Below are 22,159 nucleotides of genomic sequence, written 5' to 3' on the forward strand. Positions count from 1 at the left end.
TTTCGGACAATTCAAATATTTCTCACAACCACAGTGTTTTGCCTATATTTGATGCGATGTTGATTGAACAAAACGTTGAGGCACTGATATTTGCCTCCGAGCAAGGAATACGTATTGAGGAAATAATTTTTTGCCTTCAGGCCGCATTAAACACGGAAGTTGATGAGGCAGAAATAGTGAAAGCAATTGAGGCTATCAAGCAAAAATACACTAACAAGTCTTTAGCTATTGAATTAGTAAAAATTAATAGTGGGTACCAGTTTTTAACCAAAAAAAATTACCACCAGGTAATAAGCCAGCTTCAGTTACAGCGGTCAAAAAAGAAGCTTAGCCAGGCAGCGCTCGAAACGCTGGCTATTATTGCTTACAAACAACCTGTAACCAAATTAGAGGTTGAACAAATACGAGGTGTAAACTGCGACTACTCCTTACAAAAGCTGCTGGAGAAAGAGCTGATCAGCATTACCGGAAAAGCCGATACGGTTGGCAAACCATTGCTTTATGCAACCAGCAACTTGTTTGCCGATTATATGGGAATTGATAGCATCAGCGACCTGCCTTTGCTCACCGAAACAACTAATGCTACAAATAGCATTGGAAATGAGCAGGAATAAATTTTTGTTGCCTTTTTGCCTAATTTGAATTTTAATTATTTTTGAATCATAAACTATTGCAAAACGCTATCTTCAAATATCGTTTAGGAACAAAAAATTAACATAACAACATTCACTATGCAAACGCCAACACTAACTGCAGGCAAACGCGTTTCCCCTAAAAACGACTTTGCTAAAAAAGCGGCCAACGAGCCGGCTGAGCAAAAGAAATTTAATGACGACGAAGATTTTGATGACGACTTTGATGATGAGTCATTAAACGACCTGGACTATGATGGTGCAGGCAGTTATGATGATGAAGACGACGATTTTTAATCAATAACACGCAATCAAAATATTGTCAGCATCCGGCTCAAAAAAAGAGCCGGATGCTTTTGTTTTAAGCCCTATCTTTGTTAAATGACCGTTACTCAAGTTACCGATGAACGCACCCGCAAGGCGTTTTTAGATACCGCCCGTAAAATCTACGAAAACGACGCTAATTTCATCTGCCCGTTGGACGATGACATTGAAGCTGTTTTCGATACTCAAAAGAATCCGTTTTTTGGGTTTGGGAAGGCGGTTAGATGGATTTTGACCGATAGTAACAACAATTTAATTGGCCGGGTAGCAGCTTTCATAAATGAAAAGAAAGCATACAATTATGAGCAGCCTACGGGCGGCATGGGTTTTTTTGAGTGCATTGATGATGAAAAGGCTGCATTTTTACTGTTTAACACTGCTAAGGCGTGGTTGCAGCAACAAGGCATGAAGGCCATGGACGGCCCTATTAACTTTGGCGAGAACGATATGTTTTGGGGTTTGCTTATTGACGGCTTTGTACCGCAATCATACGGCATGAATTATAACCCTCCTTATTATAAAAAATTCTTCGATACCTATGGTTTTAAAACGCAGTACGAGCAAATAACCAATCACATTGATGCACATAAACCTTTCCCGGAGCGTTTTACCAAAATAGCCAACTGGGTTGCCCAAAAGCCCGGATACAGATTTGAACACTTAAGATCATCAGAAATTGAAAGCTTTGCCAGTGATTTTATGGAGGTTTACAACGACGCCTGGAAAGAATTTGAAAACTTTGTCCCTATTAAACGAGACACTATTTTGGAAACCTTCCGTAAGATGAAGATGATTATGGATGAAAATCTTATTTGGTTTGCTTACGTAGACGATGAGCCAGCGGCTTTTGTAGTTGTGTTACCCGATGCCAACCAAATGATTAAAGGGTTTAACGGTAAGCTTACGTTAATAAATAAATTACGCTTTTTGTACAACAAATGGAAAGGCGTTAACCGCATGCGGGCCATTGTAATGGGCACTAAAACCAAATATCAAAAACACGGACTGGAATCGGCCATGTTTGTTAAGCTGAAAGAATATGTTTTACCGCTGAAACAATACGACGAGATGGAGCTATCATGGGTTGGAGATTTTAACGACAAAATGCTGGCACTGCATGAGGCAATGGGCGGTGTTTTTGGCAAAAAACATGCCACCATGCGTTGTATATTTTAAGCATAAATTCAATCAGACAACCTGTAAATCAACATCAAACGGTTAAATTCTAAAATATTTACAATACCCTCATCAGCAAGTCGCTTACTTCAATTAAACGCGAGCGCTGAGGCTCCTATCTCCTACCTCACATTTTCATCTCACCGTCTGCTCACACTAGCGTTAACGGAAAAGGCATAAAAAAACAGCCGGAAAAAATCTTAACATTTTTTACCGGCTGTTACATATAAATTTGAGTCTTTTTAGGCTGTTGCCTTGCTTTGTCTGAGTTCCTCAAACAATTCAATAACTTTTTTCTGTAAATCAATTACTTCCGTCTCCCTATCCATCAATTTTTTGTTTACATTCTCAAGCTCGTTCAAGTACTTTTGCTCGTATTCGGCATCATTGAAAGTAAGTAGCTGTACTACAGACATTTCAAACAAATTAGCTATTTGCTCTAATCTTGATAAGTTGATGTCTGTTATGCCTGTTTCAATTTTTGAAAATGCAGGTATCGAAATATCAAGCCTTTTAGCTACATCTTCTTGACTCCAACCTTTTTGATGTCTCAACAGTCTAATTTTTTTGCCCAGTGTTTTCATTTTTTAAATTTAGGGATGAGGGATTTCTCAATAGTTAATAAAGTTAAAATAAAATTTTAGATATTAAAAATCAATTATTTAATTAAAAAATCTGATGATAATTGGTTTAAATTCAGTCCTCCAAAGTTACCCGAACTCATGAGTAAAAGATTTTTTCCGGCAAGGTCTTTTCGCTCTAAGTAACGCTGTAATTCCTGCGGCTGGTCAAAAAACAGCAGGTCAGCATTCTTAAATGCATCCTTAACTACTTCTGCATCATATGGCTCCATTTTTTTCTGTGCAAAGGTTTGAGCATCTATGAATACTATAGCCTCGTCGGCCTCATCCATACAACCGGCATATTCTTTCAAAAAGTCTTTATTAAGACTACTGAAAGTATGAAGCTCCATACATGCTACCAATTTCCTGAACGGAAATTGTTGCTTTACAGCGCTTATGGTTGCCTTTAATTTTGATGGCGAGTGAGCAAAATCTTTGTATATGTTGGTTACTTCGTTTTTTCCAAGCAATTCCAATCTTCGTGCGGCACCTTTGAAAGTAACCATGCTGCTGTAAAAATCTGCGGCATTAATTCCTAAAGCTTCACACACTGAGCGAGCCGCTTCCATATTGAGCAGGTTGTGTTCTCCAAACACCAGTAGCGGATAAGTTTGTAGGTTATACAATACCGAAGTTATACCGTTTTCAACCTTAAATTCAGGTAGCTTATAGGCTGTTTTTGTTATTGCTGATTGATTGGCGCTAACTACATTGTTAAGCACTTCATCATTATCAGCATAAAATACCACGCCGCCGTTTTCAATACTATTTATAAAAATATCAAACTGCCGGGTGTAATCTTCAAACGTTGGGAAAACGTTGATATGATCCCAGGCAATGCCACTTATAACACCAATGTTTGCTTTATATAAATGAAACTTAGGCCTGCGGTCAATTGGTGATGATAAGTATTCATCACCCTCAATCACAATCAGCGGAGCATCACTTAATTGAACCATGGTATCAAAGCCGTCAAGCTGCGCCCCTACCAGGTAATCAAAGTTTTTACCTGCCGCCTGCAATGCATGTAATATCATTGACGTAATAGTGGTTTTACCATGACTACCACCAATTACCACCCTTAACTTGTTAACCGATTGCTCGTAAACATATTCGGGGTACGAAAAAATCCTGATTCCTTTTTGCTGTGCTTCAATCAATTCGGGATTATCTGCACGGGCATGCATACCTAAAATAACAGCATCCAAATCAGCTGTAATTTTTTCAGGGTACCAGCCATTTTCTTGGGGCAGCAAACCATGTTTCGCAAGGCGCGAAATTGATGGCTCGAACAAAACATCGTCCGACCCGGTGACCTGAAAACCCTTTTTATGTAACGCAATAGCCAGGTTGTGCATTGCGCTGCCACCTATGGCTATAAAATGTACCTTCATGTAAATGTTTGGCTATTAAGCAAAGCACTGCAAATTAACATAAAAACACCGTAGGCCGCAAACATTTTATAATATCGTTAATAAGTTTAACTTAAATTCATAGTAAACTTTCAACAAAAAGCCCTTTGTAACACTATTGTCACAGTATTTTTTGCAACATGGCAGCTGGAAATATTTTTTCTACATTTGTACTGTAATAATAAAAATTACAGTTATGAACGGACGCTTTCAAATAGCCGTACACATATTAACACTATTACACGCTGCAAAAGGTGAGCTGTTATCATCAGATTACATTGCCGGCAGTGTAAATGCTAATGCAGTGCTCATACGTAAAGAGCTGATTAATTTACGCGCTGCAGGGCTGGTTTCCAGCAAGGAGGGTAAAGCCGGTGGTTACTATCTTAATAAAGATGCCTATCAAATAACCATGGCTGATATTTATAATGCAGCCATGCAAAACCCTGTTTTGGGCAAAGCTCGTAATCAACCTAATCCTAAATGCTCTATAGGACAACAAATTGGCGATCATTTAGCCAAGTTAGATGCAGATATTTCACTTACCATTAATAATAAATTAGCAAAGCAAACACTTGCAGACTTTTACAAACAATTTGATCAATAAGTTTTTTTTGACACAAACTGTAACATTTTTAATTACATTATCATGAAAATTGCAATTATTGGCGCAACCGGCTTTGTAGGCCCTAAAGTAGTAAACGAAGCCTTGAACCGCGGACACGAAGTTATAGCCATAGCGCGCCAACCCGAAAAACTGGATGTAGAAAATGAAAAGTTGATAAAGCAATCGGCAGATATATTTGACACTGACATACTTGCTAATTTATTAGTGGGGTACGATGCAGTGATTAGTACATTTAATGCCGGCTGGACCAACCCAAACCTTTACGACGACTTTTTAAAAGGATCAAGATCAATACAAGAAGCTACCAAAAAGGCTGGAATTAAGAGATACCTTTTTGTGGGTGGTGCCGGAAGCCTTGAAATTGAGCCTGGAATACAATTAGTGGATACGCCGCAATTTCCGGCTGATTATAAAGCCGGAGCAACTGCAGCACGCGACTATCTGACCGAACTACGTACCGAAAACGAATTAGACTGGACTTTTTTAAGCCCTGCAATCAACCTGCACCCGGGCAGCCGTACCGGCGTGTTCCGTTTAGGTACCGAGCAACCAGTATTTAACGCTGAAGGTAAAAGCGAAATTTCGGCCGAAGATTTAGCCGTGGCTTTGATAAACGAAGTGGAGGACAATAACTTTATAAAAGCGAGATTTACCTTGGGCTATTAAGCTTAGTTTTATCTTAGCCCAAAACTTCTTTTACATGAGAAAAAGCAAAGGCTGGCAAATTTTATATTTACCAGCCTTTGCTTTATAAGTTTGCGGTGTTTTAATAAGAATGCTTAGTTAAGGCTAAGCTTTGGCAAACTTTGCTGCAACCCAATGATTAGCACTTACCTTATGGCTTTCGTAGTTCAAACCAACCTTTGCAGCTTCTTCTTTGATAATTGCCAGGTCGGGGGTTTCGTAAAATCCGCTAAAGTATATGTGTCCGCCGGTTTTCACTACCTCAGCGTAACGGTCCATTTGATCTATTAAAATATTACGGTTAATGTTGGCCAATATAAGGTCAAACTCCTCGTCAGGTATTTCTTCTTTAGAGCCGCAAAGCACATGTACGCCTTTTATATTGTTAAGAGCAGCATTTTCGATAGTGCTTTTGTAACAAAGCATATCATAATCAATTGCCGTTAAACTGCCTGCGCCCAGCATTCCTGCCAGTATGGCTAATATACCGGTACCACAACCCATATCAAGCACCTTTTTGCCTTCAATAGGGTTTTCGAGCATGGTTTCCATCATGAGGCAGGTAGTATCATGGTGACCTGTACCAAAGGCCATTTTAGGATCGATAACTATTTCATACGGAAACTCAGGCTTAGCTTCATGAAATGTTGCTCTCACGCGTATTTTATCGCCAAGCTCAATAGGTTTAAAATTGCTTTCCCAAACCTCATTCCAGTTGCGCTGCGGTATGAGGTTTACCTCGTATGAAAAACTTACCATATCGCTGTAATACCCAAGGCGCTCATCAACCTCGGCCTTGTCAAAATCATCAGATGGTATGTAGGCTTTAAAACCCAAGTCAGTTTCTTCGAAGGTATCAAAACCTAATGATGCAAGTTCATCTATTAATAGATCCTGATGATGGCTTTCTGCCTCAAGTATGGTAAATATCAGCTCGTAGTAGTTCATATAATGAGTATCTGGTATCAAGTAGTTAGTATCAAAAGTTCTGCATACAAAGTGACGCAAAAATCTTGATACTTGATACTAACTACTCACTACCGGTTATTAATTAAACACTTTAACAATGTCTAAAAAGTCGCGCGATTTTAATGAAGCGCCGCCTATAAGGCCCCCGTCAATATCCGGCTGGGCAAAAAGCTCCGGAGCGTTTTTAGGGTTTGCACTGCCACCGTATAATATAGTAGTGTCATCGGCTACTTCAAGGCCATATTTGGCGGTAAGTTCGGCACGAATAAACGCGTGGATTTCCTGCGCCTGATCTGAAGTTGCAGTTTTACCAGTACCAATAGCCCAAACAGGTTCGTAGGCAATTACTACTTGTCCAAACTGTTCAGCGCTCAAGTGATATAGGCCTTCTGCCAATTGAGTTTTAATGACATCGAAATGTTTTTCAGCCTCGCGCTCTTCCAAAGTTTCGCCAATACAAAAAATCGGCTTTAAACCGTTGGCTAAAACGGTGTCGGTTTTCTTAGCTAACAACTCATTGTTTTCGCCAAAGTACTGACGACGCTCCGAGTGCCCTAAAATTACGTAAGCAGCACCTGTGGATTTAATCATTTTAGCCGAGGTTTCGCCGGTAAAAGCTCCCGACTCATTCTGATGTGCGTTTTGCGCACCAATAGCAACCTTATCATAACCTTTGGCTAACTGTGCCAAGCTATGTAAGTGAATAAACGGAGAGCAAACCACCGCCTGCTGCTGGCCGGTTACCTCATCTTTTATCATGTTTAGAATTTCAGAGAAAAGGGCTAAGCCTTCATTGTAATCCATGTTCATTTTCCAGTTACCTGCAACTATTTTTTTTCTCATAGTATTAAAATCTTCTGTATGGTTGGGTTAAATTAAAAACATCTTGTAGTAATTGCTTGTCGGTATCATCAAGCTTTTTATCGCGGCGCGCGTAAACACGTTCAATGGTTTCAAACATCTTATCAGGTTGATAAACTTCAAAGCCCATTGAGCCACCCCACGAAAAATCGGGCACGAAGTTATCAGGGTACCCGCCTCCAAAAACGTTGGCGCTCACACCTACTACTGTACCGGTGTTAAACATAGTGTTTATGCCACATTTGGCATGATCGGCCATAATTAATCCGCAAAATTGAAGTCCGGTTTTACGATAGTGCCCCGAGTTATAGTCCCACAGCTTTACCTCGCCATAGTTGTTTTTGAGGTTAGAGTTGTTGGAGTCGGCCCCAAAATTACACCACTGCCCCACTACCGAGTTACCTAAAAAGCCATCATGCCCTTTTGAAGAGTATCCCCATAATACGGAGTTGTTTATTTCGCCTCCAACGCGGCATTTAGGCCCAATGGTGGTGGCACCGTAAATTTTTGCGCCCATTTTTATTTGCGAATCATGGCATAAGGCAAATGCACCACGTATGTTCACGCCTTCCCATACCTCGCTGTTAGTACCTAAATAAATAGGACCGCGATGTGTATTAAAGGTGGAACACTCGGCATTGACGCCATCTTCGGCAAAAAAATCTTCTCCAATTATGGTGTTGGTTGAACTAAGTGTAGCACTGCTCCTACCTTTGGTAAGCAATGCAAAGTCTCTTCGAAGTTCAATATCATTTTTTTGAAAAATATCTTCGGGGTGACGTACAGCTATTAAGGCACGCTCGTGCTGATGCAGCCTGCCAAACTTTTGATTGATATTGAACCTTAGCGCATCGGCCTCATTTAAGCGTACGGCTATAAGCGTTTCACGATAATATAAAGCCTCCCCTGTCTGTAATTTATCTATAGCTTCGAGCAAGTACTCATCCGGGCAAACCGAACCATTGACGAATAAATTATCGCCTGCTATTTCAATGGGGTATTTACAATGCAAGTAGGGTTGCGTATGGTATGAAAAAGTAGTATGCAAATGCTTAGCCCATTTTTGAGCTATGGTGAGTATGCCTATGCGCAAATCGGCTACCGGCCGGGTGAAGGTTAATGGCCTTAGCGTTAGATGGGCATTATCGTCAAACAATATTATAGGCATGGGCCAAAAATAAAAAAGTCTCCCAATGTATTGGGAGACTTTTGAATATTTATCGTGCTGCTGATTACTTTTTAGCGTAACGGCTGCGGAATTTATCGATACGGCCCGCGGTATCAACCAGTTTCATTTTACCGGTATAGAACGGGTGTGAAGTGTGCGAAATCTCTAATTTCACTAACGGATATTCGTTACCGTCTTCCCATTTAATGGTCTCACGGGTATCAATACATGATTTAGTGATAAAAGAATATTCGTTAGACATATCTTTGAAAACCACTAATCTATAGTTTGATGGATGCAGGTCTTTTTTCATCTTGTTTTACTTTCCTTTCAAAAGAGGTGCAAATATAGCAAATTATTATATTGCTGTAAATAGCAATTTAATTTATTTTCAACATTTTGCACGTAAGCAAATTTGCCTCTGCTATACCTATATTCTTAAATACATGCTATTTCCTCGTTAAACGCCAATAATTGTAAAATACAATTTGATATTAGTTAGAGGCAAACAAATGTAAATCCCAGCAAACGCAAATATATAAAATTGATGCATCGTTCGTTATTAATAGCGTATTGGCCTATATATAATTGTGTGAGTATCTTATTGCAAAAACATGACGTACTCTACCCGCTTAGTGTATTATTAAAATAAAAGTTTGTATATCTTTGTAAAGATAATTTCAACGGAATATGAATCTTCCCATATATTTAGATAACAACGCAACCACACCTACTGACCCAAGAGTAGTGGAAGCTATGATACCTTACTTTACTCAGAAATTTGGTAACGCGGCCAGCCGTAATCACCATTTTGGCTGGGTTGCCGAAGAGGGTGTGGATTATGCGCGTGAGCAGGTAGCCAAATTGATTGGAGCCAGCGAAAAAGAGATCATTTTTACATCAGGCGCTACCGAGTCAGACAACCTGGCTATTAAAGGTGTGTTTGAAATGTATAAAGATAAGGGCAACCACATTATAACTGCTGTTACAGAGCATAAGGCTGTTTTAGATGCCTGCAAGCACGTTGAAAAACTTGGCGGCAAGGTTACCTACCTTGGCGTTAAAGAAGACGGTTTGATTGACTTAGCTGAATTGGAAGCTGCCATGACTCCGGAAACCATCCTGGTATCAATCATGTATGGTAACAATGAGATTGGCGTTATTCAACCGGTTAGGCAAATTGCCGACATTGCTCACAAGCACGGTGCTTTGTTCATGACTGATGCCACTCAGGCTGTAGGTAAAATTTCGGTTGATGTAAACCGTGATGGCATTGATCTTTTAGCACTTTCGGCTCATAAAATGTATGGCCCTAAAGGTGTTGGTGCATTATACGTTCGCCGTAAAGGACCACGTGTTAAAGTTACCGCACAAATGGATGGTGGCGGCCATGAGCGCGGTATGCGTTCAGGTACGCTTAACGTTCCGGGCATTGTTGGTTTAGGCAAGGCATGTGAAATTGCTTACAACGAAATGGAAAGCGAAGCTATCCGTTTGTCAGCATTGCGCGATAAATTGCAGTCGGCTTTAACCGTATTAGAAGAAAGCTATGTTAACGGCAACGTTGAACACCGCTTGCCACACGTTGCTAATATCTCTTTTAAATATGTTGAGGGCGAAGGTTTGATGATGGCTATGAAAGATTTGGCAGTATCATCGGGTTCAGCTTGTACTTCAGCATCTTTGGAACCGTCTTACGTTCTTAAAAGCTTAGGGCTATCTGACGACCTGGCACACTCTTCTATTCGTTTTGGCTTAGGCCGTTTTACTACCGAAGAAGAAGTTGACTACGCCATTGAGGTAACTAAAAAGGCTGTTACTCACCTGCGTGAACTTTCTCCGCTATGGGAAATGTTTAAAGAGGGTATCGACCTTAACTCAATTGAGTGGGCAGAACATTAATAGTTAATCTCAGAATTCAGATATCAAATTTTGGATTTTGAGGCTGGCACAAATTTAGATGTATAATAAAACCGGGTTAAAGTAAACTTGAACCGGCTACTGATAAACAGATAATAAAAAATAAAGCTATGGCTTATTCAGATAAAGTAATTGACCATTACACCAACCCGCGTAACGTGGGTACTTTAGATAAAAGCAGCCACAAGGTTGGTACCGGCTTAGTTGGTGCCCCTGAGTGTGGTGACGTAATGCGCCTGCAAATTGAAGTTGACGATAACAACGTTATCACTGACGCTAAATTTAAAACATTTGGTTGTGGTTCGGCTATCGCATCATCATCTTTAGCTACCGAGTGGTTAAAAGGTAAATCAATTGATGATGCAATGGCTATCGATAACATGGATATTGTAGAAGAGCTTGCCTTGCCACCAGTGAAAATTCACTGCTCGGTTTTAGCAGAGGATGCAATTAAAGCTGCCATTAACGATTACCGCGTTAAAAACGGCCTGGCTCCTATTGAGCTTGAAAAATCGCACCATTAATATTACAGAGGCAAGAACCAAGAAACAAGAGCCAAGAACATGTTATGTTGGCTTTGGAAAAGTGACTTGGCTCCTGGCTCTAACATCTTGACTCTATAATTATGGTTACCGTAACAGATAAAGCAAAAGATAAGATTGATCACCTGATGCAGGATGCTAATCTCGATTCGTCGTATTTTTTACGCGTGTCGGTTCAGGGTGGCGGTTGCTCGGGCTTATCTTACAATATGGATTTTGATAACGAGGAGAAAAAAGGCGACCAGTTTTTTGAAGATAAAGGTTTACGCATTGCGCTGGATATGAAATCATTTTTATACCTGGCCGGTACCGAACTTGACTTTTCAGACGGGTTGAATGGTAAAGGTTTCAACTTTATTAACCCTAACGCCAGCCGCACCTGTGGTTGCGGCGAAAGCTTCTCGGTATAGTTTCGTTTTATTTCTTTCAAATATTAAAAAGGCGCTTTAAAGCGCCTTTTTTGTTACTTTATTTTCACAACCCGCTAATTATTGCAAACGTGCGAAACTTATTCATCATCCTTTTATCTGTCACACTACATAGCGCCATGGCCCAGGTTTCCGTTCGTACAATTCAAGAATTAACAACTGATACCTCGGGTATTGATTTGGTAAAAGAGTGGTCGCACAATGCTAAAAATAAGGTTGAATGTTTACCGATGAATAAAACCGCCGGTGAACAAACCCTGTACAATCTGAAGGTTACAACCCGCTCACCTATGGGTGCTATTGCCTTTTTTACAGGAGGCATTTTAATTGAAAACGGCTGGCTGCGTATATTAGGTTCGGGCAGCGAAAAACTTACCCGAAGCATTGTTTCGTGGAATAAAGGCAAAACGTATACACAATTTGGGGAGCAGCCTAAATTTCTGTTGGTGGCCGATGATGTACTTGGCGGGATGTTTGCCATTAACGCCGGCGGATTAGGAACTGATATGGGTAAGATTTACTACTTCGCACCCGAAAGGTTAGAGTGGGAGCCGCTTGATTTAACATACTCCAATTTCCTGAAATTTTGTTTTAACGGCGATGTGAACGGTTTTTATAAGGATTTCCGGTGGGATAACTGGGAACAAGACCTTCAAAACATTAAAAGCGACCAAGCTTTATTCTTTATGCCTTTCTTATGGACTAAAGAAGGAAAAGACTTGAATAAGGTATCTAAAAAGCCTGTGCCCATCGAGGAAATATATTCCTTAAACATATCTAATCAGTTGTCTCTAAAACACTAAGCCGCTTTTTGTATTTATACTAAATACTTAAGTTTGTTTAATCACTATACCAATTAAACTTAATGAATCAGGTTCAAAAGCCACAAACCGTACCTCAGCTTCTTCGACACATTGTTGAACATATTCATCCTGATACCCATCCGTTTTTAACAGATAAAGTAAACAAACAGTGGATAAACATATCATACCGTGAGGCCATTGAAAAGATTGATGCAATATCAGCATGGTTGTTACATATTGGTGTATGCAAAGGTGACCGTATAGGCTTGGTTATAGAAAACGGGCCCGACTATATTTATTACGATCAGGCTTTACAACAACTTGGTGCTATCAACACCTCAATATATCCCACCCTTACCGAAGCCGAAACAGAATACATTATTAATGATTCTGGCTTAAAAACATTGCTCGTGGGCAATCCCTTTTTGCTGCGTAAGGTGCTTAAGGTAGCCAACAACTGTGCAACACTTGAGCGTATTATACCGGCTTTTGAAGATTATGAAAAATACACTGATAATGTTGTTTTGAATGCCGGAGTAATAAGTTTACAAGATGTTTTGAGTGAAGGATTGACACTCGTAGACCAATACCGTGGCACAATAAACAGTTGCCGCGAAGCCATACTACCTTCTGATTTATCATGCCTGATATACACATCAGGAACAACAGGAACGCCAAAAGGCGTAATGCTGATGCATAGCAATTTTGTACAAACGGTATGGGCAGGTTTGGAGCAAATATCAAATGTTAATAAAGACGATTGCTTCCTCTCATTTTTACCGTTATCGCATGTTTTTGAACGTGCGGCTACCTATTATATATGTATGGGTGCCGGAGCGCGTATTGCGTTTGCCGAAAGTCTTGATTTACTAGCGCGAAATATGGCCGAGGTAAAACCAACCATTATGAACTGCGTACCTCGCCTGCTTGAACGTATACATGACAAGGCTATGAAGAATGGCGCCGATGCCGGCGGCATGAAAACCAAAATATTCAACTGGGCATTTGCCATTGGTCAAAAGCAACGGGAAATGCGCGAAAGCGGTAAAAAACCCGGCATCATACTACGCAATCAGCATAAACTGGCCGAGAAGTTAGTATTCAGTAAAATTAAAGAGAAAACCGGCGGTCGTTTAAAATTCCTTATTTCCGGTGGTGGAGCACTACCTAAAAATGTGGGCGAGTTTTTTGGAAACATTGGCTTACCTGTGTTGGAGGGATATGGCCTTACAGAAACCACCGGTCCGGTATGTGTTACTGAATTTCAGCGCCAGGTTTATGGCACTGCTGGGCGTATACTGCCAGGCTCAGAAGTTGGCATACAGGATATTGAAACCAAGAAAATACATACTGTACAAACACACAACTCGTGCGATGCAAACTTCACATCTCCCGAGGGTGAAATAATCATCAGAGGTGTTGCGGTAATGAAAGGGTACTGGAACAAAGCCGAAGAAACAAGCCTTGCAATTGATAAAGACGGCTGGTTCCATAGCGGAGATATTGGACGGTTTTACAAAGGCTACCTGCAAATTACCGATCGGCTTAAAAATATGCTGGTAAATGCATACGGCAAAAACATATATCCAACACCCGTTGAAAACGCTTACTTGAAAAGCCCTAAAATTGAGCAGATATTTTTAGTTGGTGACCGCAGGGAGTATGTAACCGCCATTATTATACCCCCTAAAGAATTGCTACAGGAAACTTTTAACTTGAGCGAGGATTGGTTTAAAAACCCTGACGTTTTTGTAGATAATAAGGAGATCATTGACTGGCTTAAGCAAGATGTACGCAAACTAAGCAATGGACTTGCAAAATTTGAACGCATAAAAAACTTTAAGGTTAAGCGCAATCCATTCAGTATGGAGGATGGTGAAATTACCGTAACCATGAAAGCTAAACGTAAGGTTATTGAAAAAAAATACGCCGAAGCTATTGAGGAAATGTACGCGCAGGAAATAGATGCTGATTAAGCAATTTACGTTATGCATTATCCTTGCAATACTTCACAAAATAATTTTAGATGAACGGACAAAACCGAAAAGACATTTACCCCGGGTTACTGGTTGATATTATACTAAAAAAAGATCAGCGTAGCGGCGAGCTTACACGTGGGGTGGTAAAAAATTTGCTTACCAGCGCAGCCTACCACTCACGCGGTATTAAGGTAAAACTTGAAGATGGGCAAATTGGCAGAGTAGCTTACATTATTGACGAGGAAGATTAGAACTTCAGCTTATCAAAGCGCCTTTATTGACTGATAAAGGCATCCTGATTAAATGATCAATCTTAAACTTTAAAGTATAAACCCTTATAAATCTGACACTTTATATTTAAAAGAAAAAATATTTTAACCATTAGTAGCGTTTATACTAAATCTTACGTAAGGTTTGGTATAGTTCATTTTTAAATTTAAAACGATGAAAAACATTACACAAATGGTTAGTGGAAAGATGAAGATTGCAGGCGTATTGTTTGTACTGGCCACAGCATTCAGTTCATGCTTAAAAGACAATAACGATGATGTAGTAACTCAGCCGTCAGCCCTTATTTCTGTTGTAAACGCTTCGCCCGATTCACAACCCTTAGATTTTTACCTTGATCAAAACCGCGCTAACAATTCAACAGGTATTGCTTATGGCAGTGGGCTGGATTATTTAAACGCAGTTACCGGTAAACGTACTGCAAGCTTTAATATATCGGGCACAAGCAATAAAATTAAGTCAGACACCATGACTTTGGTTGCCAACAGAGCGTACACTTTGTATTTAACCAACCTTGTTGCCAACCCCGAGTATTTGTTACTTAAAGACACAATCAACCGCCCTACGGCAGGCTCGGCATTGGTTAGGTTTGTGCATGTTAGCGCTAATACACCAAACGTTGATTTGGTTACAAGTACAGGTACTAACATAGCGGTTAACAAGGCATACAAAACTGCATCGGGCTTTACCAGCGTTAACGCAGGCAAATACACTATGCAGGTACGCCAGGCAGGAACAGCAACTGTATTAGCAACCATTACCGATAAAGATTTGGTTGCCGGAGCGGTTTATACTATTTGGCTGCAAGGTGTTAACGGTGCAACTGATGATGTTAAGAAGCTTACTGCGAAAACTCAGGTAAACGCTTATTTTCAATAAATAAATTACAGATTTTAAAGAGGGCCTCAAAGTAACTTTGCTTTGGGGCTTTTTTGTATGATAGAATTAGGAATGAACCAAGTGCGTGCTGCCAACGCTTATCATTCAACTACTCACTAAAAAACCTTATCTTTGCCGCTCTAAAAAATACCGTTTTTTATTATGAGTATTGCAGCTTTATCTGAGCAGGAAGTATTACGCCGCGAATCGTTACAACAATTGCGTGCGTTAGGGATTGACCCTTACCCTGCCGAAGCCTACCCTGTTAACGCCTGGGCAAACGACATTAGCGAAAACTTTAATGCCAATCCCGATAAATATAAGGAGGTAACCATAGCAGGCCGTATTATGACGCGCCGCATAATGGGTAGTGCCAGCTTTGCCGAGTTGCAGGATTCAACCGGCCGTATACAGGTTTACATTAAGCGCGATGATATATGCGCCGGTGAAGACAAAACACTGTATAATACCGTATTTAAAAAACTGTTGGATATTGGCGATTACATTGGCGTAAAAGGCTACGTGTTTTTAACACAAACAGGTGAAATTTCGGTGCATGTACAGGAAATGACTGTTTTGGCTAAATCATTAAAACCGTTGCCTGTTGTTAAGCGCGATGATGAAGGCAATATATATGATGGCTTTACCGATCCGGAACTAAGATACCGCCAGCGTTACGTTGATTTAACTGTTAACCCCGAGTATAAGCAGATATTTATCAACCGCTCAAAAGTAATTAGCACTATGCGCAACTACTTTAGTGAGCAGGGCTGGATGGAGGTTGAAACGCCCATCCTGCAGTCTATACACGGTGGTGCAGCAGCCCGTCCGTTCAATACCCACCACAATACGCTTGATATGCCGCTTTACTTGCGCATAGCCAACGAGTTGTATTTAAAGCGTTTGATTGTTGCAGGTTTTGATGGTGTGTTTGAGTTTGGTAAAATGTTCCGTAACGAAGGCATGGACCGCACTCACAACCCTGAGTATACCGCTATGGAAATATACGTAGCTTACAAAGACTATATTTGGATGATGGCCATGGTAGAGGAGTGCCTGGAACGCGTTGCTGTTGCTGTGCACGGTTCACCGGTGGTAAAAGTTGGCGAGCATGAAATAAACTTTGCCGGCCCGTACGAAAAGCTGTCAATGTATGATTCAATTTTGAAATACACCGACATCGATGTATCACAAATGGACGAAGCACAACTGCGCCAAACCTGTCGTGATTTAGCCATTGAAGTTGATGGCACTATGGGTAAGGGCAAATTAATTGATGAAATATTCAGCGCCAAGGTAGAGGCTAACTTGATACAGCCAACCTATATAACCGACTACCCTATTGAAATGACTCCGCTTGCTAAAAAGCACCGCAGCAAGCATGGCTTGGTAGAGCGTTTTGAGCTGTTTGTTTTAGGCAAAGAAATAGGTAATGCTTACAGCGAGTTAAATGACCCGCTTGATCAGCGTGAGCGTTTTGAAGAACAACTATTACTGGCTGGCCGTGGTGATGAAGAAGCTATGGCTATGGATGAGGACTTCCTGCGCTCATTAGAGTACGGAATGCCACCAACATCGGGCTTAGGTATTGGTGTTGACCGTTTGGTAATGCTGATGACCAATCAAACCACCATCCAGGAAGTACTTTTCTTTCCGCAGATGCGTCCCGAAAAAAAAGCCAAGGTAGTTACCATTGACGATTTTGTAAATATTGGTGTACCTGCCGAATGGGTTCCGGTAATCAACAAGATGGGTTTCAATACAGTTGAAGACTTAAAAGCCGCAAATCCAAACAAAGTATTTAATGACTTGGGTGGCATGCGCAAAAAGCTAAAACTGGATTTGCCTATCCCTACAAAAGAAAGCGTAATGGCTTGGTTTGAATAGTATTTAGGTCATTATTTACATAAACAGTAAAACAAATGCCATTGTGTGTCGTTTTAATAAGACCACAGTGGCATTTTTGCGTTAAATCTCTTAACCAAAATTTAAAACACACATAATTTCTGGTTTACAATTGAATTTTACTTTTATGAAAATTGATAATATAAATATGAACTCAACGCTCGAAATTACAGATCGCGAATTTTTGATCAAGCTTGATCGTACGAAGTTCAATGTATCTTTCGTAAGGTCGTTACTTAAAATGGTAGAGTTTTCTAATCCATCTGAGGATGATTTTATGGTGACCGATCGCCATATTCAGCCAAGCGCTAACCGCAATTCAGAGCCCGGATATTTTGGAACTTTAGACGAGAAATAAAAAAAGGCTTGAATTTTCATTCAAGCCTTTTTCAGTATTCAACTCTTTTCTTAAAAGTTTCTGTAACCGCCGCGCTGAACTTGTTGTTTATCCATCTGCGCCATTTGCCCTTTCATCATCTTTATCTGATCGGCCAGTAATTTATTCTTATCGTCTTTTGAAGCTTCAGACAGGTACTGCTGCGCCTCACGTTTATTACGTTTCATCATGGCTATACCCGCAAGCTGTAATTTTGCTAACGCAGTATTGTGTGACATGGTCATACCAAGAGATAAAGCCTTCTTGAAATATTTTTCCGACTTCAAAGGAGCCTTGCGCGACTCAATCAAACCAATAAGCATATTGTAATATCCGTGCTGTGCTTTGAATAATTCTTTCTCGTAGTTTTTGATCTTAAGCAACCATTTTTCTGCTTCGTCGGCATTCTCTTTTCTTAAATAGAATTGAGCAACCAGCATGTTTTCATTGAAGAAGTAGGTTACCAGTACCAAACCTCCCAAAATAAATAATAATATACCCCAGCCCCAAAAACCAAATGCACACAAGGTAACGCCCGCACCCATAATAACACAGGCTATAATTAACCTAACAATATTCGACATCGTTTGTATTTTGTAATAATGTGCAAATATCCGTTTATTTATACGTTTAAGCAATTAACAGCACAAATATTTATATGGCAATAGATTTGGAACCATCGTGGCTTAAAGTACTGCATAATGAGTTTGAAAAAGACTATATGCACAAGCTTAAAGATTTCTTAAAACACGAAAAAGAAGCCGGCCACAGGGTTTATCCTAAGGGTAGTGACATTTTCAATGCATTTAACCACACTACATTCGATAACTTAAAAGTGGTTATACTTGGGCAGGATCCTTATCATGGACCTAACCAGGCTATGGGTTTATCATTTGCCGTTCATCGTGGCATACCTGTGCCACGGTCTTTAAACAATATTTACAAAGAGTTACAAACCGATATACCTGGCTTTACCTTACCTCAACATGGTGATTTAACCAAATGGGCCGACCAGGGCGTGCTGCTACTTAATGCTACGCTTACGGTGCAGGCAGGCATTGCGGGTTCTCATCAAAAAAAGGGATGGGAAATATTCACGGATACAGTTATCCGCAAAATATCCGACGAAAAAGAAGGGATTGTTTTCCTGCTATGGGGACGCTTTGCTCAGGCGAAAGCCGAACTTATCGACGAAAGCAAACACCATATTCTTAAAGCGGCACACCCGTCACCCTTTTCAGCCGATAATGGTTTCTTCGGCTGTCATCATTTCAGTAAAACCAACGAAATCTTGAAAAAAGAAGGAAAGAAAGAAATTGACTGGCAAGTTTAATTAAGAAGTAAGAGCTAAGAGCCAGGAAACAAGCCGCAATCTGCCTAACAATAGAGCCAGGTCTCTTGGTTCCTGGCTCTTGTTTCTTGTATCTATGATTTAATACTCCAACGGCACTGTCGGTTCTTTTTTGCTGGTTGACATAATCATCATGGTTTGGAAAGTTTTTACAACAGGAATACGGCTTATTTTATCCATAATGAGCTGCTCATAGAGCTTAATGTCACGAACGTACACTTTCAATAAAAAATCACACTGCCCGGTTACATGATGGCATTCTGTTATTTCTTTTATCTTTTGTATTTCCTGTAAAAACACATCAATGGTGTTGCTTTTATGAAAATCAAGCGATACCTGTATAAATGTTTTTATGCCCAGACCTAACTTTTCCTCATCTACCAGGGCATGGTAACTTTTAATGTATTCCGCGTTCTCCAGTTTACGAACACGCTCTAATGTTGGTGCAGGCGACAGGCCAATCTCATTTGACAACTGCAGGTTGGTAATCCTTCCGTTCTCCTGAAGGATTTTAAGTATTTGAAGATCAATCTTATCTAATTCGGCACCCATAGGTTACAATTATATGCTCACAAAGGCACAAAATAAAATTTTTTATTGACAAAGAAAAACAAAAGTTAATTCTACAAGTTATTTTTTTTAGACTTGTCTAAATTAATTCTTAGGTTTGTGTAAATGCACTCATTCACAGAGGAAAACTATTTAAAAGCAATTTTTCATTTGTTGTTAAAGACGCAAAGTGCTACAACAAATGAAATTGCGGCGGCCACCGGTACAAAGGCAGCATCTGTAACGGATATGCTTAAAAAACTTGCCGAAAAAAAACTTATTAATTATGCCCGCTACCAAGGCGTAACACTTACAGATAGTGGCGAGCGTATAGCCGTAGGCATTGTGCGTAAACACCGGCTTTGGGAACATTTTTTGGTTGATAAGCTTAAATTTAAGTGGGATGAGGTACATGAAATGGCCGAAGAACTGGAGCATATATCATCAACCGAATTAATTAACCGCCTTGATGAGTTTATGGGACATCCGCAGTTTGACCCGCATGGCGACCCTATACCTGATTGCAACGGACGTATAAGTAACCAGCATTTGCAATCAGCACTGCATCTTAAAAAAGATCAAACCGGGAAAATAGCCGCAGTAGCAGATCACTCCCCTGCATTTTTGCAATACCTTGAAAAAACACAACTCACTATTGGTCAAACCATAACCGTTACCGGATTGACCGATTATGATATGGCTTTGGTATTAAACAATTCACAAAACGAATTTAACATTAGCCGCGAAGTGGCTAAAAATTTACTGATACTGGTATGAGCACACAGCGCGAATCATTAAGTAACGTACACGGCACTGTTGATACTCAGGGTAAAACAGGTTGGCGTAAAATAGCTGCATTTATTGGTCCGGCGTATTTAATTAGCGTCGGCTACATGGACCCCGGCAACTGGGCTACTGATTTACAGGCCGGCAGCCAGTTTGGCTATAAGCTGGTATGGGTGCTGCTGATGTCAAACATGATTGCGTTACTGCTGCAATCGTTAAGTGCCCGCTTAGGAATAGTTCGCGGCCTTGATATTGCACAGGCATCAAAAAACACTTACCCTCCTTTTGTAAACTTTTGCCTATATGTACTTGCACAAATATCAATTATAGCGTGCGACCTTGCCGAAATCATTGGTATGGCCATAGGTTTGCAACTACTCTTTGGCCTGCCTTTGATTTGGGGCGTGTCTATAACCATGCTGGATACATTGCTGCTTCTATTTCTTTTAAACAAGGGGATGCGCAGGCTTGAAGGCTTTATTGTGTCATTGATTTTTATTGTCGGGGTATCGTTCTTTATAGAAATGATTATTGTTGAACCCGATTTACCTGAACTGGCTAAAGGGTTTGTTCCTTCAACCTTAAATCATGATGCCTTATACATAGCCATTGGTATAATTGGTGCCACAGTAATGCCGCATAACCTTTACCTGCACTCATCACTTGTGCAAACCCGAAAAATAGACCGTAGCGACGCAGGCATACGCAGTGCACTTAAATTTAATCTTTGGGATACTACCATTGCACTAAACCTTGCCTTTTTGGTAAACGCAGCAATTTTAATTTTGGCCGCCAGCGCTTTCTTCCGTAATGGCTATCATGAAGTGGCCGAAATTGAAGATGCATACAAGCTGCTCACTAATATATTTGGCAACATGGCTCCCAAGCTTTTCGCCATCGCCTTGATAGCTGCAGGCCAAAGCTCTACTATAACCGGCACACTCGCCGGACAAATTATTATGGAGGGACACCTGAACCTTCGCATTGCGCCGTGGCTTCGCCGTTTGCTTACACGTATGCTGGCAATTATACCTGCATACCTTACACTGCTTTATGCCGGCGAAAACGGTTTAGGCCGCTTGCTGGTATTAAGCCAGGTTGTGCTTAGTCTTCAGTTAGGCTTTGCAGTTATACCGCTTATTCATTTCACATCTGACAAACGGTCGATGGGTAATTTTGCTATAAAGCCATACATAAAAGTTTTGGCCTGGCTTATTGCGGCTGTTATTGTGGGCTTAAATGCCCGTTTGGTTATTGAAGAAATCAGCAAATGGACTACAGCTAACCCAAATTCGGCCTATCTTATACATTACATAGTAACACCGCTGGCAATTGGCATAGGCTTACTGCTGATTTATGTGTTTGTAAAGCCCTTCATCAGCAAACCGCAGCGCGATGTTGTGGTTCCGCATGGCATTGCTTCGGCCATTCAAAATATTGATAGAATTCACTACAACCATATTGGAGTGGCAATAGATTTTTCAATGAACGATGAAGCATCTATTAAACATGCCATTATGCAGGGCGGCAAGCAGGCAACTTATACGCTAATACACGTGGTAGAAACTGCCGGCGCCCGCTACCATGGCAAGCAGGTAATGGATTTTGAAACGCAGAGCGATCATGATAACATGGAGCAATATGTTAAGGCATTGGACGCTTTAGGTTACAAATCAGTTGCCAGCATAGGTTACGGTAACCGGGCTAACGCCATTGCCGGAGTAGTTAACAATGAAAAAATAGACTTTTTGGTGATGGGCTCACATGGGCACAAAGCTGTTAAAGATTTAATTTATGGCACTACTGTTGATACGGTAAGGCACCTGGTAAACATACCCGTGCTGGTTGTTAAACAGGCCAAAAAATAATTTGCATA

The 22,159-nt window shown here is 40.5% G+C and carries 25 protein-coding genes; 17 read left to right on the forward strand and 8 right to left on the reverse strand.

Annotated features, from left to right (window positions below; genetic code table 11):
• The first annotated feature begins 56 nt into the window (after positions 1–56).
• From scpB to QZ407_RS15520, 3 genes are all read left to right on the forward strand, one after another.
• On the forward strand, positions 57–614 hold the full coding sequence (gene scpB, locus QZ407_RS15510; protein ID WP_295772698.1) for an SMC-Scp complex subunit ScpB: 558 nt from the start codon (positions 57–59) through the stop codon (positions 612–614).
• Positions 615–731: 117 nt separating this feature from the next.
• The gene (locus tag QZ407_RS15515; RefSeq protein ID WP_295772701.1) at positions 732–929 is read left to right on the forward strand and encodes a hypothetical protein; all 198 of its coding nucleotides are present in this window, start codon (positions 732–734) and stop codon (positions 927–929) included.
• 84 nt (positions 930–1,013) lie between these two features.
• On the forward strand, positions 1,014–2,132 hold the full coding sequence (locus QZ407_RS15520; protein ID WP_295772703.1) for a GNAT family N-acetyltransferase: 1,119 nt from the start codon (positions 1,014–1,016) through the stop codon (positions 2,130–2,132).
• Positions 2,133–2,374: 242 nt separating this feature from the next.
• On the opposite strand, the gene QZ407_RS15525 is transcribed toward QZ407_RS15520, so the two are convergent.
• The gene (locus tag QZ407_RS15525; protein ID WP_157539324.1) at positions 2,375–2,716 is read right to left on the reverse strand and encodes a helix-turn-helix transcriptional regulator; all 342 of its coding nucleotides are present in this window, start codon (positions 2,714–2,716) and stop codon (positions 2,375–2,377) included.
• Positions 2,717–2,790: 74 nt separating this feature from the next.
• The gene (locus QZ407_RS15530; protein WP_295772708.1) at positions 2,791–4,149 is read right to left on the reverse strand and encodes a Mur ligase family protein; all 1,359 of its coding nucleotides are present in this window, start codon (positions 4,147–4,149) and stop codon (positions 2,791–2,793) included.
• 214 nt (positions 4,150–4,363) lie between these two features.
• Here QZ407_RS15530 and QZ407_RS15535 point away from each other — a divergent pair, with 214 nt between their 5' ends.
• Complete coding sequence (locus tag QZ407_RS15535) at positions 4,364–4,774, forward strand: Rrf2 family transcriptional regulator (RefSeq protein WP_295772710.1); 411 nt, start codon at positions 4,364–4,366, stop codon at positions 4,772–4,774.
• Positions 4,775–4,816: 42 nt separating this feature from the next.
• Positions 4,817–5,461, forward strand: a complete 645-nt coding sequence (locus QZ407_RS15540; RefSeq protein ID WP_295772712.1) for an NAD(P)-dependent oxidoreductase — start codon at positions 4,817–4,819, stop codon at positions 5,459–5,461.
• A gap of 123 nt (positions 5,462–5,584) precedes the next feature.
• Here the strand turns inward: QZ407_RS15540 and prmA are convergent, their stop codons facing one another.
• The 4 genes from prmA to QZ407_RS15560 form a co-directional block, all read right to left on the reverse strand.
• A complete protein-coding gene (prmA, locus tag QZ407_RS15545) occupies positions 5,585–6,427 on the reverse strand; it encodes a 50S ribosomal protein L11 methyltransferase (RefSeq protein ID WP_295772714.1) in 843 nt (280 codons plus the stop codon).
• Between the two features lie 99 nt (positions 6,428–6,526).
• Entirely contained in the window at positions 6,527–7,291 is a 765-nt protein-coding gene (gene tpiA / locus QZ407_RS15550) for a triose-phosphate isomerase (protein ID WP_295772716.1), read from the reverse strand.
• 4 nt (positions 7,292–7,295) lie between these two features.
• Positions 7,296–8,477, reverse strand: coding sequence for a putative sugar nucleotidyl transferase (locus QZ407_RS15555; protein WP_295772718.1), 1,182 nt, complete (start codon positions 8,475–8,477; stop codon positions 7,296–7,298).
• A 64-nt stretch (positions 8,478–8,541) separates the two neighbouring features.
• A complete protein-coding gene (locus QZ407_RS15560; protein ID WP_157539331.1) occupies positions 8,542–8,790 on the reverse strand; it encodes a type B 50S ribosomal protein L31 in 249 nt (82 codons plus the stop codon).
• Positions 8,791–9,167: 377 nt separating this feature from the next.
• On the opposite strand from QZ407_RS15560, the gene QZ407_RS15565 reads away from it, so the two are divergent.
• The 9 genes from QZ407_RS15565 to QZ407_RS15605 all read left to right on the forward strand — a co-directional run bounded on the left by QZ407_RS15565 (position 9,168) and on the right by QZ407_RS15605 (position 17,579).
• Positions 9,168–10,379, forward strand: a complete 1,212-nt coding sequence (locus QZ407_RS15565) for an IscS subfamily cysteine desulfurase (protein ID WP_295772721.1) — start codon at positions 9,168–9,170, stop codon at positions 10,377–10,379.
• Between the two features lie 128 nt (positions 10,380–10,507).
• Positions 10,508–10,921, forward strand: coding sequence for a Fe-S cluster assembly scaffold IscU (gene iscU / locus QZ407_RS15570; RefSeq protein WP_157539333.1), 414 nt, complete (start codon positions 10,508–10,510; stop codon positions 10,919–10,921).
• Positions 10,922–11,022: 101 nt separating this feature from the next.
• Positions 11,023–11,349 (forward strand): iron-sulfur cluster assembly accessory protein, encoded by a 327-nt coding sequence (locus tag QZ407_RS15575; RefSeq protein ID WP_157539334.1) that lies wholly within the window; start codon positions 11,023–11,025, stop codon positions 11,347–11,349.
• Between the two features lie 137 nt (positions 11,350–11,486).
• Complete coding sequence (locus QZ407_RS15580; RefSeq protein WP_295772724.1) at positions 11,487–12,170, forward strand: DUF2625 domain-containing protein; 684 nt, start codon at positions 11,487–11,489, stop codon at positions 12,168–12,170.
• 62 nt (positions 12,171–12,232) lie between these two features.
• A complete protein-coding gene (locus QZ407_RS15585; RefSeq protein WP_295772725.1) occupies positions 12,233–14,146 on the forward strand; it encodes a long-chain fatty acid--CoA ligase in 1,914 nt (637 codons plus the stop codon).
• A 50-nt stretch (positions 14,147–14,196) separates the two neighbouring features.
• A complete protein-coding gene (locus tag QZ407_RS15590; protein ID WP_295772727.1) occupies positions 14,197–14,400 on the forward strand; it encodes a YwbE family protein in 204 nt (67 codons plus the stop codon).
• Between the two features lie 193 nt (positions 14,401–14,593).
• A complete protein-coding gene (locus QZ407_RS15595; protein WP_295772729.1) occupies positions 14,594–15,316 on the forward strand; it encodes a DUF4397 domain-containing protein in 723 nt (240 codons plus the stop codon).
• Between the two features lie 162 nt (positions 15,317–15,478).
• Positions 15,479–17,203 carry a lysine--tRNA ligase gene (gene lysS / locus QZ407_RS15600; protein WP_295772730.1) on the forward strand — a complete coding sequence of 575 codons (1,725 nt, stop codon included), beginning with the start codon at positions 15,479–15,481 and terminating at the stop codon, positions 17,201–17,203.
• 166 nt (positions 17,204–17,369) lie between these two features.
• Entirely contained in the window at positions 17,370–17,579 is a 210-nt protein-coding gene (locus QZ407_RS15605) for a hypothetical protein (protein WP_295772732.1), read from the forward strand.
• A gap of 50 nt (positions 17,580–17,629) precedes the next feature.
• On the opposite strand, the gene QZ407_RS15610 is transcribed toward QZ407_RS15605, so the two are convergent.
• Positions 17,630–18,181, reverse strand: coding sequence for a DUF2892 domain-containing protein (locus QZ407_RS15610; protein ID WP_157539339.1), 552 nt, complete (start codon positions 18,179–18,181; stop codon positions 17,630–17,632).
• Between the two features lie 74 nt (positions 18,182–18,255).
• Here QZ407_RS15610 and ung point away from each other — a divergent pair, with 74 nt between their 5' ends.
• Positions 18,256–18,930, forward strand: coding sequence for a uracil-DNA glycosylase (gene ung / locus QZ407_RS15615; RefSeq protein WP_295772735.1), 675 nt, complete (start codon positions 18,256–18,258; stop codon positions 18,928–18,930).
• Between the two features lie 99 nt (positions 18,931–19,029).
• Here the strand turns inward: ung and QZ407_RS15620 are convergent, their stop codons facing one another.
• Positions 19,030–19,500 (reverse strand): Lrp/AsnC family transcriptional regulator, encoded by a 471-nt coding sequence (locus QZ407_RS15620; RefSeq protein WP_157539341.1) that lies wholly within the window; start codon positions 19,498–19,500, stop codon positions 19,030–19,032.
• 123 nt (positions 19,501–19,623) lie between these two features.
• Between QZ407_RS15620 and QZ407_RS15625 the strand changes: the two genes are divergently transcribed.
• Positions 19,624–20,274 carry a metal-dependent transcriptional regulator gene (locus QZ407_RS15625; RefSeq protein ID WP_295772738.1) on the forward strand — a complete coding sequence of 217 codons (651 nt, stop codon included), beginning with the start codon at positions 19,624–19,626 and terminating at the stop codon, positions 20,272–20,274.
• Positions 20,271–22,151: an Nramp family divalent metal transporter gene (locus QZ407_RS15630; protein ID WP_295772740.1), complete on the forward strand. Its 1,881-nt coding sequence runs from the start codon at positions 20,271–20,273 to the stop codon at positions 22,149–22,151. Before QZ407_RS15625 ends, QZ407_RS15630 begins: the two co-directional genes overlap by 4 nt.
• Positions 22,152–22,159: the final 8 nt, after the last annotated feature.

It is taken from the genome of uncultured Mucilaginibacter sp., assembly GCF_913773635.1.
Taxonomy (GTDB): Bacteria; Bacteroidota; Bacteroidia; order Sphingobacteriales; family Sphingobacteriaceae; genus Mucilaginibacter.

What these genes read in the sequence shown, in the direction of transcription:
- scpB (WP_295772698.1), top strand. Translation starts at nt 57, where the DNA reads ATGTTGATTGAACAAAACGTTGAGGCACTGATATTTGCCTCCGAGCAA.
- QZ407_RS15515 (WP_295772701.1), top strand. Translation starts at nt 732, where the DNA reads ATGCAAACGCCAACACTAACTGCAGGCAAACGCGTTTCCCCTAAAAAC.
- QZ407_RS15520 (WP_295772703.1), top strand. Translation starts at nt 1,014, where the DNA reads ATGACCGTTACTCAAGTTACCGATGAACGCACCCGCAAGGCGTTTTTA.
- QZ407_RS15525 (WP_157539324.1), bottom strand. Translation starts at nt 2,716, where the DNA reads ATGAAAACACTGGGCAAAAAAATTAGACTGTTGAGACATCAAAAAGGT.
- QZ407_RS15530 (WP_295772708.1), bottom strand. Translation starts at nt 4,149, where the DNA reads ATGAAGGTACATTTTATAGCCATAGGTGGCAGCGCAATGCACAACCTG.
- QZ407_RS15535 (WP_295772710.1), top strand. Translation starts at nt 4,364, where the DNA reads ATGAACGGACGCTTTCAAATAGCCGTACACATATTAACACTATTACAC.
- QZ407_RS15540 (WP_295772712.1), top strand. Translation starts at nt 4,817, where the DNA reads ATGAAAATTGCAATTATTGGCGCAACCGGCTTTGTAGGCCCTAAAGTA.
- prmA (WP_295772714.1), bottom strand. Translation starts at nt 6,427, where the DNA reads ATGAACTACTACGAGCTGATATTTACCATACTTGAGGCAGAAAGCCAT.
- tpiA (WP_295772716.1), bottom strand. Translation starts at nt 7,291, where the DNA reads ATGAGAAAAAAAATAGTTGCAGGTAACTGGAAAATGAACATGGATTAC.
- QZ407_RS15555 (WP_295772718.1), bottom strand. Translation starts at nt 8,477, where the DNA reads ATGCCTATAATATTGTTTGACGATAATGCCCATCTAACGCTAAGGCCA.
- QZ407_RS15560 (WP_157539331.1), bottom strand. Translation starts at nt 8,790, where the DNA reads ATGAAAAAAGACCTGCATCCATCAAACTATAGATTAGTGGTTTTCAAA.
- QZ407_RS15565 (WP_295772721.1), top strand. Translation starts at nt 9,168, where the DNA reads ATGAATCTTCCCATATATTTAGATAACAACGCAACCACACCTACTGAC.
- iscU (WP_157539333.1), top strand. Translation starts at nt 10,508, where the DNA reads ATGGCTTATTCAGATAAAGTAATTGACCATTACACCAACCCGCGTAAC.
- QZ407_RS15575 (WP_157539334.1), top strand. Translation starts at nt 11,023, where the DNA reads ATGGTTACCGTAACAGATAAAGCAAAAGATAAGATTGATCACCTGATG.
- QZ407_RS15580 (WP_295772724.1), top strand. Translation starts at nt 11,487, where the DNA reads ATGGCCCAGGTTTCCGTTCGTACAATTCAAGAATTAACAACTGATACC.
- QZ407_RS15585 (WP_295772725.1), top strand. Translation starts at nt 12,233, where the DNA reads ATGAATCAGGTTCAAAAGCCACAAACCGTACCTCAGCTTCTTCGACAC.
- QZ407_RS15590 (WP_295772727.1), top strand. Translation starts at nt 14,197, where the DNA reads ATGAACGGACAAAACCGAAAAGACATTTACCCCGGGTTACTGGTTGAT.
- QZ407_RS15595 (WP_295772729.1), top strand. Translation starts at nt 14,594, where the DNA reads ATGAAAAACATTACACAAATGGTTAGTGGAAAGATGAAGATTGCAGGC.
- lysS (WP_295772730.1), top strand. Translation starts at nt 15,479, where the DNA reads ATGAGTATTGCAGCTTTATCTGAGCAGGAAGTATTACGCCGCGAATCG.
- QZ407_RS15605 (WP_295772732.1), top strand. Translation starts at nt 17,370, where the DNA reads ATGAACTCAACGCTCGAAATTACAGATCGCGAATTTTTGATCAAGCTT.
- QZ407_RS15610 (WP_157539339.1), bottom strand. Translation starts at nt 18,181, where the DNA reads ATGTCGAATATTGTTAGGTTAATTATAGCCTGTGTTATTATGGGTGCG.
- ung (WP_295772735.1), top strand. Translation starts at nt 18,256, where the DNA reads ATGGCAATAGATTTGGAACCATCGTGGCTTAAAGTACTGCATAATGAG.
- QZ407_RS15620 (WP_157539341.1), bottom strand. Translation starts at nt 19,500, where the DNA reads ATGGGTGCCGAATTAGATAAGATTGATCTTCAAATACTTAAAATCCTT.
- QZ407_RS15625 (WP_295772738.1), top strand. Translation starts at nt 19,624, where the DNA reads ATGCACTCATTCACAGAGGAAAACTATTTAAAAGCAATTTTTCATTTG.
- QZ407_RS15630 (WP_295772740.1), top strand. Translation starts at nt 20,271, where the DNA reads ATGAGCACACAGCGCGAATCATTAAGTAACGTACACGGCACTGTTGAT.